Source organism: Streptomyces echinatus, assembly GCF_014203595.1.
Lineage (GTDB): Bacteria > Actinomycetota > Actinomycetes > Streptomycetales > Streptomycetaceae > Streptomyces > Streptomyces echinatus.
Genome location: NZ_JACHJK010000001.1, coordinates 765585 through 780053, shown reverse-complemented (window position 1 = coordinate 780053; position 14469 = coordinate 765585). Strand labels below are relative to the sequence as shown.

Here is a 14469-nt window from a genome sequence, read left to right as displayed (position 1 = left end):
GGCGTAGCATTGCCGTGTGGCTACGACCCCTGAATTCCCCAGTGACCTCCTCGCCGGCCAGGAGGAGCTGCATCAGGTCCGGGCCGAGCTGTCGGCCCTGCTCAAGCGGTTGCCCTGGTCGGTCGAGCCGATGGACGGCTTCAGTGACACCACCGGCTGGCGCAAGGTGGAGCGGCCCGCCTCCCCCGGCTGGACGGAGGACGAGCAGGCCGAGGTGGAGAAGTTGCGGCGGCGCGAGCACGAGCTGGCGGTCTTCGTCAGTACGCACCGCTTCTGGGCCGAGGTGGCCGCGGGGGACCGTGTGGCGGCCCGCAGCCGGCTGAAGCACGCCCACGAGGCGGAGGCCGAGGAGGAGTAGAGGGAGAAACGAACCGGCCCCTCGGAGACTTCCGAGGGGCCGGACCTGTGGGCGCGGACGGTTTCGAACCGCCGACATCCTGCTTGTAAGGCAGGCGCTCTACCCCTGAGCTACGCACCCGGGCAGGTCGACAGCCTACATTGCCCGGTGGCCCGCACCGCAAACCCTCTTTCCCGGAGCACCGGGAGACGGCGCACGCCCGGACGGGAAAGTCACGCCGCGCACGGCGAACTGACCGGCCCGTGTGTTCGTCTTCCACGGGTGGGAGAATGTCACCACCCAGCGAACCACGGCACGGGAGAGGGATGTGACGGCGACACGGGGCACGCCAGCGACACCGCCGAACCCTCCGCCGTCATCGCGCCGGGCGCGGCGCGTCCGCTCCCCCCTGGGCGACACCCTCGCCCTGCTGGGCCTGCCGTTGCTGGCCGCACCGGTGCTGGCCGCCGCGTTCGCCGGCGGTGGCACCCGGCGCTGGTTCGGCGGCCGGGCCGAGAGCCAGCGGGCCGAGGCACAGGCCGCCAAGGACGCCGCGGCGACGGCGTTCTACGAACTCGACACCGCCCAGCGGGATCTGCGGATCTCCGTCGAGACCATCTCGGCGGTGGACGACTCCCCCGCCGCCCGGCGCGCCGTCTCCGACTTCGAGGCGCTCGGGCAGCGGATCGACGAGGTCAGCCGGCAGTACATCCAGGCCGTGGACGCCCATGACCTGGACCGGGTCGACCTGGAGGCCCACGCGGCCACCCGCGCCCGCGCCGAACTGACCGCGGCCAAGGACGAACTGCTCCGGGTCCGGCAGGAGCTGGACCGGTTCGGCGGCTCGCTCGGGCCGCTGCTCGGCAAGGCGGAGACCCAGCTGGCCCGGCTGGCCCCCGCGGTGGAACGGGCCCGGCAGTCGCTGCTGGCCGCGAGCAACGCCCTGGACGCCGTGCGGGCGAAGAACCTGCGGGCGGACGAGGCGGCCGCGCGGCTGGCGGCCCTGTCCCCGGAGCTGACCAGGCTGAACCAGGGCGCCGGGCAGCACGGGGTGCAGGCGACGCTGGAGCGGGCCGAGCGGGTGCAGCGGGAGGCCGGGGCGATCCGGGCCGAGGCCGAGCGGCTGCCGGAGCGGGCGGCCGAGATCGATCACCGGCTGGTGTCCCTGCGGACCAGGGCGCAGGCGCTGACCACCCGGGCCGGGCAGGTGGAGCCGGCGCTGAGCGAGCTGCGGCGCCGGTTCGCCGCCGCCTGCTGGCAGGACCTGCAGCAGGTGCCCGGACAGGCCGCGGAGAACGTGCGGCAGGCCGAGGCGCGGCTCCGGGAGGCGCAGGCGGCCCGGGACGCCCAGCGGTGGCCGGACGCCACCTCGCTGCTGTCGACCGCACGGGCGCTGCTGAACGCCACCGATGATGCCGTGTCGGCCGCCGGGGACCGGCTGGCCAGGCTGAACGCGGTACAGAAGGACCCACAGGCGGAGATCGAGCGGACCCGGTTCGCGATCCGGGACGCGCAGCGCCTGGCCATGACGGGCCGCACGACCCCCGATCCGCGGCACGCCCGGCCGCTGGACGACGCGGTGGCCCGGCTGGAGCGGGCGGTCGGCACGCTGGAGGGGCGGCACCCGGACTACTGGCACTTCCTGAGCGAGACGGAAGGGGTGCGGCAGTCGGTGGCGCGGGTGGTGGCCCAGATCCGCGAGGAGCGCGGCTCCGGGCACTGAACCGTGCGTGTTGCCGGTGGGCCGGGGCAGGCGGATATTGAATTGGACGAGCGGCCTCCGCTAGCGCCCGAGGAGGCGGACATGGCCACACACACGGTGCACACGAGGAATGCCGGGGAACGCCGGCGCGCCCGGCTGGACGACCACCTGCCCGTCGACCACCGGCTCAACACGGTCTACCGCATCGGCGCGGGTCTGATCGGCGCCTTCCTGGTCGCCTTCGGCATCCTGGGCCTGATCAACCACATCGGCCTCTTCGACACCGGCGGCAACACCGTCGCCGGGCTGAACTCCAACGGCGCGCTCAGCGTGCTGTCGATCTGCATCGGCGGGCTGCTCCTGGTCGGCATGGCGATCGGCGGGAACTTCGCCTCGACCCTGAACATGGTGCTCGGCGTGCTGTTCCTGCTGAACGGCTTCCTGTTCCTCGGCCTGCTGGACACCGAGAGCAACTTCCTGGCGTTCAAGATCCAGAACGTGTTCTTCAGTTTCGTCGTGGGCCTGCTGCTGATGACCTTCGGCATGTACGGCCGGGTCGGCTCGTCGCTGCCGCACGACAACCCCTACTGGCGGGCCCGCCATCCGGAGCCCTCCCCGCATGAGCAGCGGACGCGGCACGAGCTGCGGGAAGGGCGGGAGCGGCAGGGCCCGCCGCCGGATCAGGTCCGGTAGGCGTAGAACGCCGCGGTCGGGTACGAGGCGACGAGGCTGGCCACCGACCTGTTGGACGTGTTGGTCGAGTGGTAGCTGACGTACGGCACGCCCCGGCTGTCACGGTACGTGACGATCATCGAGTGGTCCTTGGACCCGTCCCGGTTGAAGTCCATCTGCAGCACGTCGCCGATGTCCAGCTGGTAGACGTTGGCGAGGCTGGTGACGCGCTTCGAGGACAGGGCGAACCACGAGAACTCGTTGACGCCGATGAAGGAGTCCGACTGGATCTCGGAGTTGCCGAACCACTTGTGGAAGTCGTTCGTGTACCCCGGCACGTGCTTCCAGCCGCCGGCCTTCAGGGCCTGGCTGACGAAGTTGGTGCAGTCGCCGCCGGCCCCCGCGCCGTTGAAGTCGGGGTAGTCCGGGTTGTAATTGTTCCAGTACTTCGCCGCGTACGACACCATGGCCTTGTAGTCGTACCCGGTCCCCGTGAGGTTCTTCCGGTTGGCCGGTGCGGGCCAGGTGGTGGCCGCACGGGGCGCGCTCGGCGGGCCGTCGTCGGCGGTGGTCCGCACCTTGGCGACCTCGGGCTTGGCGACCTGGTTCACCGCGAGGTAGCCCTGGTCGGTGTCCTGGATGCCGGTGAGCTGCCAGTCGCCGTGCCGGTCCGCCGTGAAGGTCAGCTCGTGGTGGGCCGTGAAGCCGGTCGACTTCGGGCTCTTGGCGTTCGCCTTGTCGTAGGTCAGCGACGTGGTCTCCGTGACGGCGACCTTGGCGTGGCGGCCCTTCACCTGGGTCGCGTCGAGCGTGACCGTGGTGCTGCCCGCGCGGTACGCCTCACCCAGCCGGGCGAGCCGTCCCCGGCGGCTGCGCAGCTCGTCCAGCGCGGACTTCTGCTCCTGGGTCTGCCCGCCGGACAGGCGCACGGATCCGGAGAAGCCGGAGGTGTGCCGGGTGTCCGTCTGGTCGGCGCCCTTCACCAGGGCCTGCGTGCGGTCGGTGAAGACCGCGTCGGCCAGCCGCTGGAAGGTCGCCTTGGTGGCCGCGTCCACCGTCGGGTCGTCGGTCACCGCCGCGCCCGCGCTCCAGTTGGGCACCAGGGCCACACCGGCGACCACGGAGGCGGCCGCGGCGGTGATTATGGCGGTACGGCTCCGCTTACGGCTCAGTCTTCTGGATTTCAATGATGTTCCCCTCTACGCCGGTACACACACCGGGAGAGGGGCATCTTCGCACGACCGGAGTGGCGGTTGTGAAGGGGGTTGCACAAGTGGAACCCGCCGTGCTGACTTGTTACTTGACGACCGCCGACCAGTCCGGCGACTGGGCCGGGTCGAGGGTGCGCAGGGCGGCCAGGGTGGCCGGCTTCTGCACGTCGAGCCAGTCGGCCAGCTCCTTGAAGGACACGCACTTCACGCCCTCCTTGGTGCACACGTTCTTGACCACCTGGTCGATGGACTTCATGTAGATGCCGCCGTTCCAGTCCTCGAAGTGGTTGCCGACGAACAGCGGCGCACGGCTGCCGTAGTAGACACGGTTGAAGCCGGCCATGTACGAGTCCACGGTCTGCTGTTCCCACTCCGGGAATTTGGCGGCGTCGCCCTGGGTCTCGCCGTCGGACTGGTTGTACAGGAAGTTGAAGTCCATGGACAGGCCCTGGAACTTGCCGCTCTCGTACGGCAGCATCTGCAGCGGGAAGTCCCAGACGCCGTTCTTCTTCGACGGCCATATCTGGAAGTCGCCCGGCGAACTGGCGTCGTAGCGCCAGCCGTAGCTCTTGATGGCCTTCAGCAGGTTGGGCTGGCCCTCCAGGCAGGGCGCCCGGCCGCCGGTGACCTCCTTCTTGAAGTCGAAGGGCAGCGCGGGGACGTCCTTGAAGCCGGTGTTGGTCTTCCAGTGCTCCACGAAGGAGAAGAACTGGTCGATCTCGCTCTTCCACTCCGCCACGCTCCAGTCGCCGCCGCCCTTGGCGCCGCAGAAGTGGCCGTTGAAGTGGGTGCCGATCTCGTTGCCGTCCTCGTACGCCTTGCTCAGCTCCTCCACCGTGGTGCGGATGTGGTCGTCGGTGGCGTAGTCGATCGCGGCGTCGCCGGGCGAGTGCATGGGTCCGTGGTACAGGGCCTTCTTGCTCTTCGGCAGCAGGTAGATGCCGGTGAGGAAGAAGGTCATGTGGGCGTCGTACTCCTTGGCCAGCTCCCGGTAGTGCGAGAACAGGTGGTCGCTGCCCTCCAGCGCGCCGTCCCAGGAGAAGACCACGAACTGCGGGGGCTTCTCACCGGGTTTGAGCGGCTTCGGGACCAACTGCCCCTTCTGCGGGCCGGTGTAGGAGGTGGAACCGTCACCGAGGATCTTGGTCTTGCCGTCCCACTCCGGGGTCGGGCTGGCCTTCGGCGCGGACGCCTGCTTCTTGTCCGCGGACCCGGCCGGCGTGCCGCTGTCGTCCGTGCCGGACAGCGCGAGGAACCCGGCCACCAGCGAGGCCACGACGAGGAGGGCGGCCAGTGTCAGCACCTGCGGCCGGGTGGCACGGGGCGCACTGCGGCTGCGGGGGGCTCGACGGCGGCCTGACGACGACATCTTGCTGGGCATGCGCGGCTCATTCTCGGAAGGGGAGGGTGGACGGGTCACGGCTCAGCCGAGACCCGTCGCGGCCGACCAGAGGGCATACGGGACGCTGCTCGCGGACGTACCGGCCAGGCCCTTGAGCGGCAGCGGCTCCAGGGACTTGGCCAGGTCGATCCGGTAGACGACGATCGCGGTGGACACGGAGTCGGCCGTCCCGACGTACCAGGAGGCGGTGTCCTTGTCGTTGCCGCCGGCCTTCCCGGACACCCCGGACCGGCCGGCCGCCGCGTCGGGGTGGGCCGTGCGGAAGGAGTCGCCGAGCGCCTCCGTGACCTGCTCGGCCACCGTGGCGCCCACCGCGCGTCTGGGATGCGGGGTGGCCAGGGCGACCGGGGAACCGTTGCGGGTGATCCGGCCCACCGAGTACGGCTCGGTGTGGTTGCCGTCGGCGGCGAAGGTCGCGTATCCGCTGGCCATCCGGATGGCGCTGGGCGTGGAGTTGCCCAGCGACAGGGCGGGCACCTGGGGGCCCATGCTGGAGGACAGCAGTCCGGACGCCTCGGCGGTCTGGCGCACCTTGTCCAGGCCGGCGTCCATGCCGAGCTGCATGAACGGCGTGTTGACCGACTTCGCGAGCGCCTCGCGCAGCGTGATGTCCCCGTACGACTTCCCGCCGTCGTTGTGCGCGGCGACCTTCTTGCCGCTGCGGTCCCAGTACGGCCCCTCGGGCGTGGTGACGGGCACGGCGTCGTCGCCGTCGTAGACGCTGTCGGGGGTGACCGGGGTGGCGGGTCCGCCGCGGGTCTTGTGCACACCGTGTTCGAGTCCGGCTGCGTAGACGAACGGCAGGAACGCGGTACCGGCCGGGACCGTGGTCGCGTTGGACTCGTTGTAGCCCTGCTTACGGTGGTCCGGGCCGCCGTAGACGGCCAGGATCCGGCCGTCGGGGGCCACCGAGGCGGCGCCGTAGTGCCCGTTCTTCGCCACCGCCGGATCGCGCTGCCCGGCCTCTTTGCGGGCCTTGGTGACGGCGTCGGTGAGCGTGCGCTCCCGCTTGCGGTCGAAGGTCGTGTAGATCTGGTAGCCGCCCAGGTCGAACTGCTTGTCCGTCAGGTGGCCGGCCTTCTTGGCGTACTGCGACGCCAGCTCCACGAGGTAGTCGCTCTGCTCACCGGTGTTGTACAGCGGGTTGCTCTTCAGCGGTTCGGGGAACTTCGTGTACTTCGCCCGCTCCTGCGGGGACAGCTTGCCGATCTTGACCATGCGGTCGAGGATCCAGGACCAGCGCTCCGCCGCCCGCGCGTGGTTGGCCTTGCCGAGGGTGGGGTCGTAGAGGCCGGCGCCCTTGAGCAGCGAGGCGAGCATGGCCGCCTCGGAGGCGTTGAGCTTGCCGACGTCCTTGCCGTAGTAGGCCTGCGCGGCGCGCTGGATGCCGTAGCTGCCGCGGCCGAACCAGCTGGTGTTCAGATAGCCCTCGAGGATCTCGTCCTTGCTCATCTTGTTGTCGAGCTTGAGGGCGATCATCGCCTCGGTGAATTTGCGGCTGATCGTCTGGTTCTGGGTGAGATAAACGTTCTTCACATACTGCTGAGTAATAGTGGATCCGCCCTCGGTGTCCCCCTGCCCCAGGGTGCGGAACACCGCCCGGGTGATGCCCTTGGCGGATATGCCCGGGTCCGAGTAGAAGCTCTCGTTCTCCGCGGCGAGCACCGCCCAGCGGACGTCCTCGGGTATGTCCTTCAGCGGCATCGCCTGCCGCTGCACCCAGCCGGTACGGGCCATGGGCGTGCCGTCGGACCAGAAGTAGACGTTGTCCTGCTGGGTCGCGTACGAGTTCAGGTTGCTCGGTATGTCCGTCATCGCGTACGCGGTGACGAGGAACGCGCCGAGCAGACCGAACGAGGTCAGGACGGCGCCGATCCACTGGCGCCAGGAGGGTATCCAGCGGCGCCAGCCGGCCCGGCCGGGACGCGGATAGACCGGCTTCAGGCGGCGCGCGTAGGGGGCTATCCGGCGCGTGCAGGGCTCCAGGCGGCGCGCGTACGGGGCCAGCGGGCCCAGCAGGCGGGCGAGGGTGCCCGCGACCGCGCCGGCGGCCCGGGCGTCCGCCCGCCCGGCGGCGCGCGTGCTGCGCCGGCGCTCCGCCCGGCCGCCGCCCGGAGCGGGTGGCTCCGGTGGCGCGGGCACGCGCAACTGCATCGTCTCGTCCGCCCTGAGAGCGTCGACTCTCAGATGCAGCGTCTCGTCGGCGTCCAATGGCTTCTCGCCACGGCCACCCCCCATGGGGCCGTCCTCCCCCTGCGACGCATCGGTCACGCCTGCGTCTCCCTCCGCACTAGGTCTTGCTCGCGCGGGTGAGCTGAGCATCCTCGCAACGGCGTTCACAAATTATCAGTAACGTTTTCGAATGCCCTGCACATATGCCGGATAGAAAGCAACACTCATGAAACATTGAGATGCCCCCGGCCGGCCCTTGACGGCTAACCTGGGCGCATGCCTCGCTACGAGTACCGTTGCCGGACCTGCGGCGACACGTTCGAACTCAACCGTCCGATGGCGGAGTCCGCCGCCCCCGCCGACTGCCCCGCGGGCCACGACGACACGGTGAAACTTCTGTCGACGGTGGCCGTGGGCGGCGTGTCGGCCGCCCCGGCACCGGCCCCGCGGGCCGGCGGGGGCGGCGGCTGCTGTGGCGGAGGGTGCTGCGGCTGAGATGGCCTACAAACGTTGACCAACGCGTGTTGGCCTACGCCGCGGCCGGTCAACAGCCGTGGGCCAACGCCTGCCGGTCAACAGCCGTGGGCCAGCAGCGGTGGGCCAGCACTCGCTGGCCTACATCTGTTGGCCCACACCTGTTGGCCCACACCCGTTGGCACAACCTCCGCCCGGAGGCCTACGGGTGTTGGCCCACTGCCGTGGACCCCCGTGTCGCCCTCAGGAACTCCCTGAGGATCCGCTCCCCCGCCAGCACGCCCCGCTCCGGCAGCGCGCTGATCTCCGGCGCGCTCCAGCCGGTGTCGGCCAGCTCGCCGTGACCGGGGCGCCAGCCACGGTCGGCGGCCAGCAGCAGATCGGCGTCGAGCAGCGAGTCCCCGGCGGCCAGGGTCAGCTCCGCGCCGGTGCGGCGGGCCACCTCCCGGACGGCCGCGCTCTTGGTGAGCGGCTTCGGCACGGCGTAGAGCTTGCGGCCCTGCAGGGACACCGTCCAGCCCCGGTTCTCCGCCCACACCGCGAGCTCCTTCACCCAGTCCCCGGGCAGCAGCTCGCGCTCGACCACGAGGTAGGCGAACAGGTCCTCGGCGACCCGGTGCTTGCGCACCCACACCGGGTCGGCCGATCGCAGCAGATACTCGCTCACCTCCTCCAGTGGCGCGCACTCGTCGGCGAGCCGTGCCTGCACGCCCGCGTGCCAGCCGGCGTCCGTCACCCCGTCGACCAGCAGATGCCCGCCGTTGGCGCAGATCGCGTACTTCGGGGGCGGCCCCGGCAGGTTGATGCGCTGGTACTGCTTGCGCGTCCGGGTCGTGGTCGGTACGAAGACGGCCGCGTCGCCGAGGTCGGTCAGCAGCTGGGCCGAGGTCTCCGTCATGTAGGAGAGCGGCCTGGCCTCGTGCACCTCCACGCACAGCAGGCGGGGCGCCCGCGCGTCCGGCATGGTCAGCGCGAGGGCCGCCGAGGAGTAGATGAGCGTACGGTCGAGATCGCTCGCCACCAGCACCGGCATCAGAGGTTCACCGCCTTGCCGTCGGCGCCCGTGGCGCCCTTCGTGTACCGGGGGTGGATCAGCCCGACGCAGGTGTAGGGCAGTTCGCCGACCTCCTCGACCGGCACCCCCCGCTGCTGGGCGAGCAGTCGCACATGGTCCAGGTCGGCACCCGCCCCCGCCCGGGCGAGGATCTTCCACGGCACCCGGCGCAGCAGCACCCGGGTGGTCTCGCCGACGCCGGGCTTGACCAGGTTCACGTCGTGGATGCCGTACTCCTCGCTGATCCGCTCGACCGCCCGCCAGCCCGCCCAGGTCGGGGTGCGGTCGGCGGCCAGCAGCTCCTTCACCGCCTCCTCGACGGTGTCGGCGACCTCGGGGAAGCGGGCGGAGACGGCGTCCAGGAAGGCCACGGAGACATCGGCGTCGGCGAGTTCGCGGTAGAACTTGGCGCCGTGGAAGTCGTGCGGGCCGACCAGGTCCGCGCGCAGCACCGTGCGCGATATCAGGCCGGAAACGGTCGAGTTGAGGCAGGCGGAGGGGATGAGGAAGTCCTCGCGGGTGCCGTAGGTGCGCACGCAGGAGCCGGGGTCGGCGAGGACGGCGATCTCCGGGTCGAACCCGGAGACTCCCTCCTTCGCCTCGAACTCCTCCACCGCCTGCGCGAGTTCCCGGGAGATCGCACCCTTGCCGGTCCAGCCGTCGACGAAGACGACGTCGCGGGGGTCGTGGTGGGCGGCGAGCCAGCGCAGCGCGTTGGCGTCGATGCCCCGGCCGCGCACGATCGACACGGCGTAGTGCGGGAGGTCCAGCCCGTGCCGGAACCCGGCCCAGCGGCGCATGAGGATGCCGACCGGGGTGCCCGCGCGGGCGAGGGAGACCAGCACCGGGCGCGGCGACCGCTCGGCGATGACGGTCTCGGTGACGACGCCGACGGCCCGGGCGATCCGGGCGGCCGAGGCGTCCAGGGCCGCGTGGAACAGCTCCTGGTACTGCTCGCTGGGCTGGTACTCCACCGGCAGCGACTCGGCGTAGTGCGCGCCGCCGCTCTGGATGGCCTCCTCCCGCTCCTCGGTCGGCGCCTCCAGGGTGACGGCGGAGAGGTCCTGGAGCAGCCAGCCGACCTCCTCCGGTGCGTACGAGGAGAATGCGGGGCCGCGGAGGGGCTCGGGCAGCATGGCCGGCCTTTCGGGAGCGTGCGGGACGTACGACGGCACCACCGCGAGCAGGACGTGCGGGGTGTGCGCGGCGAGCCGGGCCAGCAGCCCGTCGGGCGCGTGCAGGGCGGGGGTGTCGGCGGCGGAGTCGACCACGGCGACGACGGTGTCGAAGCCGCCGCCGGCGACGTTGTAGGCGTAGCGCTCGCCGGGTCCGTCGGCCGGGTCGTCGTGGGCGGGGAAGACCAGGCGGGTGCGGATCGCGTAGCCGGGGTCGTCGACCGCCAGGACGGGCGAGCGGGTGGTGGTGGAGAAGCGGACCTCGGCCGGTGTCAGCCGCTCCAGCTCGCGGGCGAGGCGCAGCGGGGCGTACATCAGTTCCTCGAAGCCGAGGACGAGCACGCGCCGGGCACCGTCGGGCAGGGCGTCCCGTATCCGGCCGGCCATGGCGGGCAGGGCCGCTTCCAGGCGGGCGCGGTGGGCGGGGGTGAAGCCGTGCCGGCCGCCGTCGGGGAGGCCCGCCGGCCAGTGCAGGTCGAGGCGGCGCGCTCCGTGCGGGGGGCGGGGCGGGGTGTCGTGCGGCTGAGCCGGGTGGGCGCGGGCCGGCCCGTCGGGCCCGTGTCCGGCGGACTCGCACCGGGCCACCAGCTCCTGGCCCTTCTCCAGCACGTCCGCCGGCAGGCGCACCGTCCCGGACGCGGCGGCGACCAGGTCCACCCGTGCCCCGGTCTCCGCGGCGAACCGGTCCAGCCGGGCGCAGTCCTCGGGGGAACGCATGTCGACCAGCGCGACCACCACGTACCGCCGCCGCGGGTGCCGCTCGTGCAGGTCACGAATGGTGTTCAGCACGGTGTTGCCGGTGGAGAACTCGTCGTCGACCAGTACCAGCGGCCCGTCCCCGGCCAGCAGGGCGGGGTCCTCCGGCAGCAGCAGATGGGACGTGGCGTGCGAGTGGGACTCCTCGAAGCCGCCCGCCGGGGCGACCCCGGCCACCGGCCGCCGCGTGGAGTGCAGGTACGGCGCCCCGCCCAGCCCGTCGGCCACGCAGTGGCCCAGTCCCGTCGCGGTCTCGGCGTACCCGAGGACCACGGCGGTGCCCTCCTCCGCGCCGAGCAGCGCGGCGACCTCGCGGCCCAGCCGGAACCCATGGTCGTAGACCACGGACGGCGACTGGGGGACGTGCTTGCCGAGGACGTTCGAGACCAGCAGGTGGGCGCGCTTGGGGTTGCGGCGCAGGGCGAGCCCCAGCAGGGCCGGCAGCCCGTCGTCGCCCACGAGTTCGACCCCGAGCCGCTCGGCGACCCAGCTGCCGGACCAGACCCCGTCGTTCACTGCGTTCTTCATGCGTTCCTTGGTGAGGTGGAGAAGGGTTCAGCCGGGTATTCCGGCGGCGAGCAGTTCCACGAAGCCGACGTCCTCCTTGGCGACGCCGAACACCTCGGCGCGCAGCAGGGTCCGCTCGGCCCAGGCGCGGTGCGGCTTCACCTCGTTCATCTTGTTCGTGTAGGCCGACCGGAGTACACCCCCGCCGCCGCGTTCCGGCCGCACGATGTCCTGCGCGTCGCTGAACTCCTCGTGGCTGACCACGGAGAGCGCGTGCACGGGCAGCACGTGGGAGGGGTGGATGCAGGTCTTGCCGAGCAGGCCGTTGGCCTGGTCGAGGGAGATCTCCCGGAGCAGTCCGTCCATGGCGTGCTCGATGAGCCTCTCGCGCAGCTCGACGGCCTGCACCTCCAGGAAGGGGCTCTGCCGGAGCTGCGGCTTGAACATGCGTTCGGATGCGCGGAAGTACTCCCAGACCGGGCCGGTGACCGTGAAGCCGGTGCCGTCGGCGCGGGCGAGCATGTTCACGACGTCGGCGATCACGGAGGCGACGATCTGGATGTCGTAGGCGGTCATGTCCGGGGCGCGGCGCAGGCCGTAGGAGGAGCAGAAGTCGGTGACGCCGAGGCGGAGGGCCAGCACCCGGTCGCGGTACTTGTCGACCGCCCGGGATATGCCCTCCAGGGTCTCCACGCGCGACTCGCGGTAGAGCAGCTCGGGCGACTCCAGGACCGGCATGGCGAAGAGCCGCCGGCCGCTGTCGTTCTCGGCCGCGGTCAGGGCCTCCAGGAAGGGGGTGCCACGCTTCTCGGTGAACTTGGGCAGCACGAACCCGGAGAGCAGGCGAGCGGCCGGGCCGAGGCGGCGGACCAGGTCCGGGATCTGTTCGGGGGCGCGCACCCGGACGAACAGCAGGGGCAGGTCCGTGCCGGGCCGGGCGGCGAGGCCGGTGAACTGGCGGACGAGGTTCTCCTCGCCCGCCGCGACGTCCGCGTCGTCGATGGAGTCCTCCAGGCACAGGACCATCGAGACCACGCCGTTGCCGGCCTGCTTGACGATGTCGTCGGCGAGCCGGGGACGGGTGGCCGGGCTGTACAGCGTGGCGCCCAGGGCCGCGGCGAGCAGCCGGGCCGGGGAGTCGGCGGTGAACGCGCACGGCTCCCGGTGGAAGAGGCGCTGCCGTACCTCGGGGGCGATGTGCCCGAAATGACGCATAGGACTCCCTCAGGATGCGAGCCGAGCCTCTAGGTTCGGTAAAGGGTGGCCGGTAATAGTACGTAGGGATGCGTGTCGTGGGTTCCCGACGGGCGTGAATTTCCGGTGACTCGCCCGTGTCGGCGGCGCACCCCCGCATTGTCGTGACCAGGACCGAGAAGGCAGGATGACCGCATGACGCACGCGATGCTGAAGGGGTCGAACGTCCCGCTGGAGGCCACCACGGTGCGCGCCGTGCTGCGCTGGACACCCGGGCAGGAGGTCCCGGACGTGGACGTGTCGGCGCTGCTGCTGGGTCCCGGCGGCCGTGTGCGCTCCGACGAGGACTTCGTCTTCTACAACCAGCCCCGGCACCCTTCCGGGAAGGTGTGGCGGCTCGGCAAGAAGCGGGTCGCCGAGGGGCTGACCGACACGGTCCAGGCGGATCTTTCCGGCGTCGAGCCGGGCGTCGGCCGGATTCTGCTGGTCGCCTCCGCGGACGGGGTCGCGTTCGACCAGGTGCCCGCGCTGTGCATCCAGCTGTACGACGCCGCGGTCGCCGACGGGGAGCCGCTGGCCCGGTTCGAGATCAAGCCGGAGACGGGCGCGGAGACGGCGCTGATCTGCGGTGAGCTGTACCGGCGCGGGGAGGGATGGAAGTTCCGGGCGCTGGGCGAGGGCTATTCGAACGGGCTGAAGGGCCTCGCCACGGACTTCGGTATCTCGGTGGACGAGTCGGAGGCGGCGGAGGACCGGGCTCCGGGCGAGCCGGCGTCGCAGCCGCTGCCTCCGGAGCAGCCGACGTCCGCGCTGCCGGCGCAGCAGCCCGCGTACGGCTATCCGCAGGCGGCGTCGGCGCAGCCCGCGTACGGCTACCCGCAGGCGCCGTCATCGCAGCCGGCGTACGGCTATCCGCAGCCGGCGTACGGCTACCCCCCGTCCCAGCCGGTGCCGCTGCCGGTGCCGGTGGGGGCCGACCCGAACTTCCGGCTGCCCCCGCAGGGGCCGCAGTTCATCGGGCGGTAGCGCGCACGGGCGCTACGGCCTCTCGTGCGGGGCGTTCACCTGTCCGCCTTGGCCTTGTAGCCCCTCCCCCACTGCAGGCCCCAGCCGTACAGGCGGTCCAGTTCGCCCTGGAAGCCGTAGACGAACTTCACCTCGCGGCGGACGATCAGTTCGCCCTTGATGTTCTCGATCATGACCACGGCGCAGGAGCGGGCCTGCGGGTGGCGCTCGTCCAGGCCTATCTCGATGCGGGGACCGTTGCTCGGGTAGAGGGTGACGATGGCGTGGGTGCGGTCGAAGGCGGGGGTCTGGTCGTAGATGTAGACGAAGACCAGCAGCCGCTTGATGGCCTCCCGGTGGTCGAGGTTGACGTACATCGTCTCGCCGGACGCCGAGCCGAACCGGTCGTCGCCGCTGAGTTTTATGTACGGCGGTGCGTTGACGTCCCCCAGGTAGCCGCCGAGCGGCTGTACGACCCCCTTCGTGCCGTCGGTCAGCTCGTACAGGCAGCCGAGGTCGAGGTCGACGTTGACCATGCTCTGGCCGTGGCCGAGGACCTCCGGTGGCTTGAGGGCCTTGAAGGGGTGGCGCAGCAGGCTGGTGCGCTGGGCTCCGTCGAAGTCGGAGGTCCGCATCCGCCAGGTGAGGTTGACGCGCAGGTGGCCGGTGGCCGCGTCCTGCTTGGTGAGGGACACCGCCTGGTGCCGCCTGGTCAGCTCGATGGCGTTGGTCGACGCGTTGCCCGAGTCGAAGTCGGCGGCGCGCCCGCCCAGCAGCCCGTCGAAGAAACCCATTCCCGCCCCCAGAT

At 71.3% G+C, this 14469-nt stretch carries 12 protein-coding genes and 1 tRNA gene; 5 read left to right on the top strand and 8 right to left on the bottom strand.

Features of this window, described 5'->3' with window-relative positions; translation table 11 throughout:
- The first annotated feature begins 16 nt into the window (after positions 1–16).
- Positions 17–358 carry a DUF8825 domain-containing protein gene (locus tag FHS34_RS03385; RefSeq protein ID WP_184960786.1) on the top strand — a complete coding sequence of 114 codons (342 nt, stop codon included), beginning with the start codon at positions 17–19 and terminating at the stop codon, positions 356–358.
- A 48-nt stretch (positions 359–406) separates the two neighbouring features.
- Here the strand turns inward: FHS34_RS03385 and FHS34_RS03380 are convergent.
- Positions 407–478: transfer RNA gene (locus FHS34_RS03380), tRNA-Val, on the bottom strand.
- A 187-nt stretch (positions 479–665) separates the two neighbouring features.
- Between FHS34_RS03380 and FHS34_RS03375 the strand changes: the two genes are divergently transcribed.
- Complete coding sequence (locus FHS34_RS03375) at positions 666–2060, top strand: coiled-coil domain-containing protein (RefSeq protein WP_184960784.1); 1395 nt, start codon at positions 666–668, stop codon at positions 2058–2060.
- Positions 2061–2141: 81 nt separating this feature from the next.
- Complete coding sequence (locus FHS34_RS03370) at positions 2142–2732, top strand: DUF4383 domain-containing protein (RefSeq protein ID WP_184960781.1); 591 nt, start codon at positions 2142–2144, stop codon at positions 2730–2732.
- On the opposite strand, the gene FHS34_RS03365 is transcribed toward FHS34_RS03370, so the two are convergent.
- From FHS34_RS03365 to FHS34_RS03355, 3 genes are all read right to left on the bottom strand, one after another.
- Positions 2720–3820 (bottom strand): amidase domain-containing protein, encoded by a 1101-nt coding sequence (locus tag FHS34_RS03365; RefSeq protein ID WP_225817421.1) that lies wholly within the window; start codon positions 3818–3820, stop codon positions 2720–2722. The two genes, FHS34_RS03370 and FHS34_RS03365, sit on opposite strands and share 13 nt — an antisense overlap.
- A 187-nt stretch (positions 3821–4007) precedes the next feature.
- Complete coding sequence (locus FHS34_RS03360; RefSeq protein ID WP_184960773.1) at positions 4008–5303, bottom strand: polysaccharide deacetylase family protein; 1296 nt, start codon at positions 5301–5303, stop codon at positions 4008–4010.
- Between the two features lie 42 nt (positions 5304–5345).
- Positions 5346–7562 carry a transglycosylase domain-containing protein gene (locus tag FHS34_RS03355; RefSeq protein WP_184961327.1) on the bottom strand — a complete coding sequence of 739 codons (2217 nt, stop codon included), beginning with the start codon at positions 7560–7562 and terminating at the stop codon, positions 5346–5348.
- Positions 7563–7772: 210 nt separating this feature from the next.
- Between FHS34_RS03355 and FHS34_RS03350 the strand changes: the two genes are divergently transcribed.
- Positions 7773–7991: an FmdB family zinc ribbon protein gene (locus FHS34_RS03350; RefSeq protein WP_184960771.1), complete on the top strand. Its 219-nt coding sequence runs from the start codon at positions 7773–7775 to the stop codon at positions 7989–7991.
- A gap of 181 nt (positions 7992–8172) precedes the next feature.
- Here the strand turns inward: FHS34_RS03350 and FHS34_RS03345 are convergent, their stop codons facing one another.
- Genes FHS34_RS03345 through FHS34_RS03335 form a run of 3 tightly spaced genes read right to left on the bottom strand, consistent with a single transcriptional unit; the run spans position 8173 to position 12677 of the window.
- Positions 8173–9003, bottom strand: coding sequence for an HAD family hydrolase (locus tag FHS34_RS03345; protein ID WP_184960768.1), 831 nt, complete (start codon positions 9001–9003; stop codon positions 8173–8175).
- On the bottom strand, positions 9003–11483 hold the full coding sequence (locus FHS34_RS03340) for a phosphoribosyltransferase (protein WP_184960766.1): 2481 nt from the start codon (positions 11481–11483) through the stop codon (positions 9003–9005). Before FHS34_RS03340 ends, FHS34_RS03345 begins: the two co-directional genes overlap by 1 nt.
- Before the next feature lie 27 nt (positions 11484–11510).
- Positions 11511–12677 (bottom strand): HpcH/HpaI aldolase/citrate lyase family protein, encoded by a 1167-nt coding sequence (locus FHS34_RS03335; protein ID WP_184960764.1) that lies wholly within the window; start codon positions 12675–12677, stop codon positions 11511–11513.
- Positions 12678–12851: 174 nt separating this feature from the next.
- Between FHS34_RS03335 and FHS34_RS03330 the strand changes: the two genes are divergently transcribed.
- Positions 12852–13682, top strand: a complete 831-nt coding sequence (locus tag FHS34_RS03330; protein ID WP_184960762.1) for a TerD family protein — start codon at positions 12852–12854, stop codon at positions 13680–13682.
- A 35-nt stretch (positions 13683–13717) separates the two neighbouring features.
- Here FHS34_RS03330 and FHS34_RS03325 read toward each other — a convergent pair whose 3' ends face one another.
- Complete coding sequence (locus FHS34_RS03325; RefSeq protein WP_184960760.1) at positions 13718–14455, bottom strand: TerD family protein; 738 nt, start codon at positions 14453–14455, stop codon at positions 13718–13720.
- Between the last annotated feature and the right edge of the window lie 14 nt (positions 14456–14469).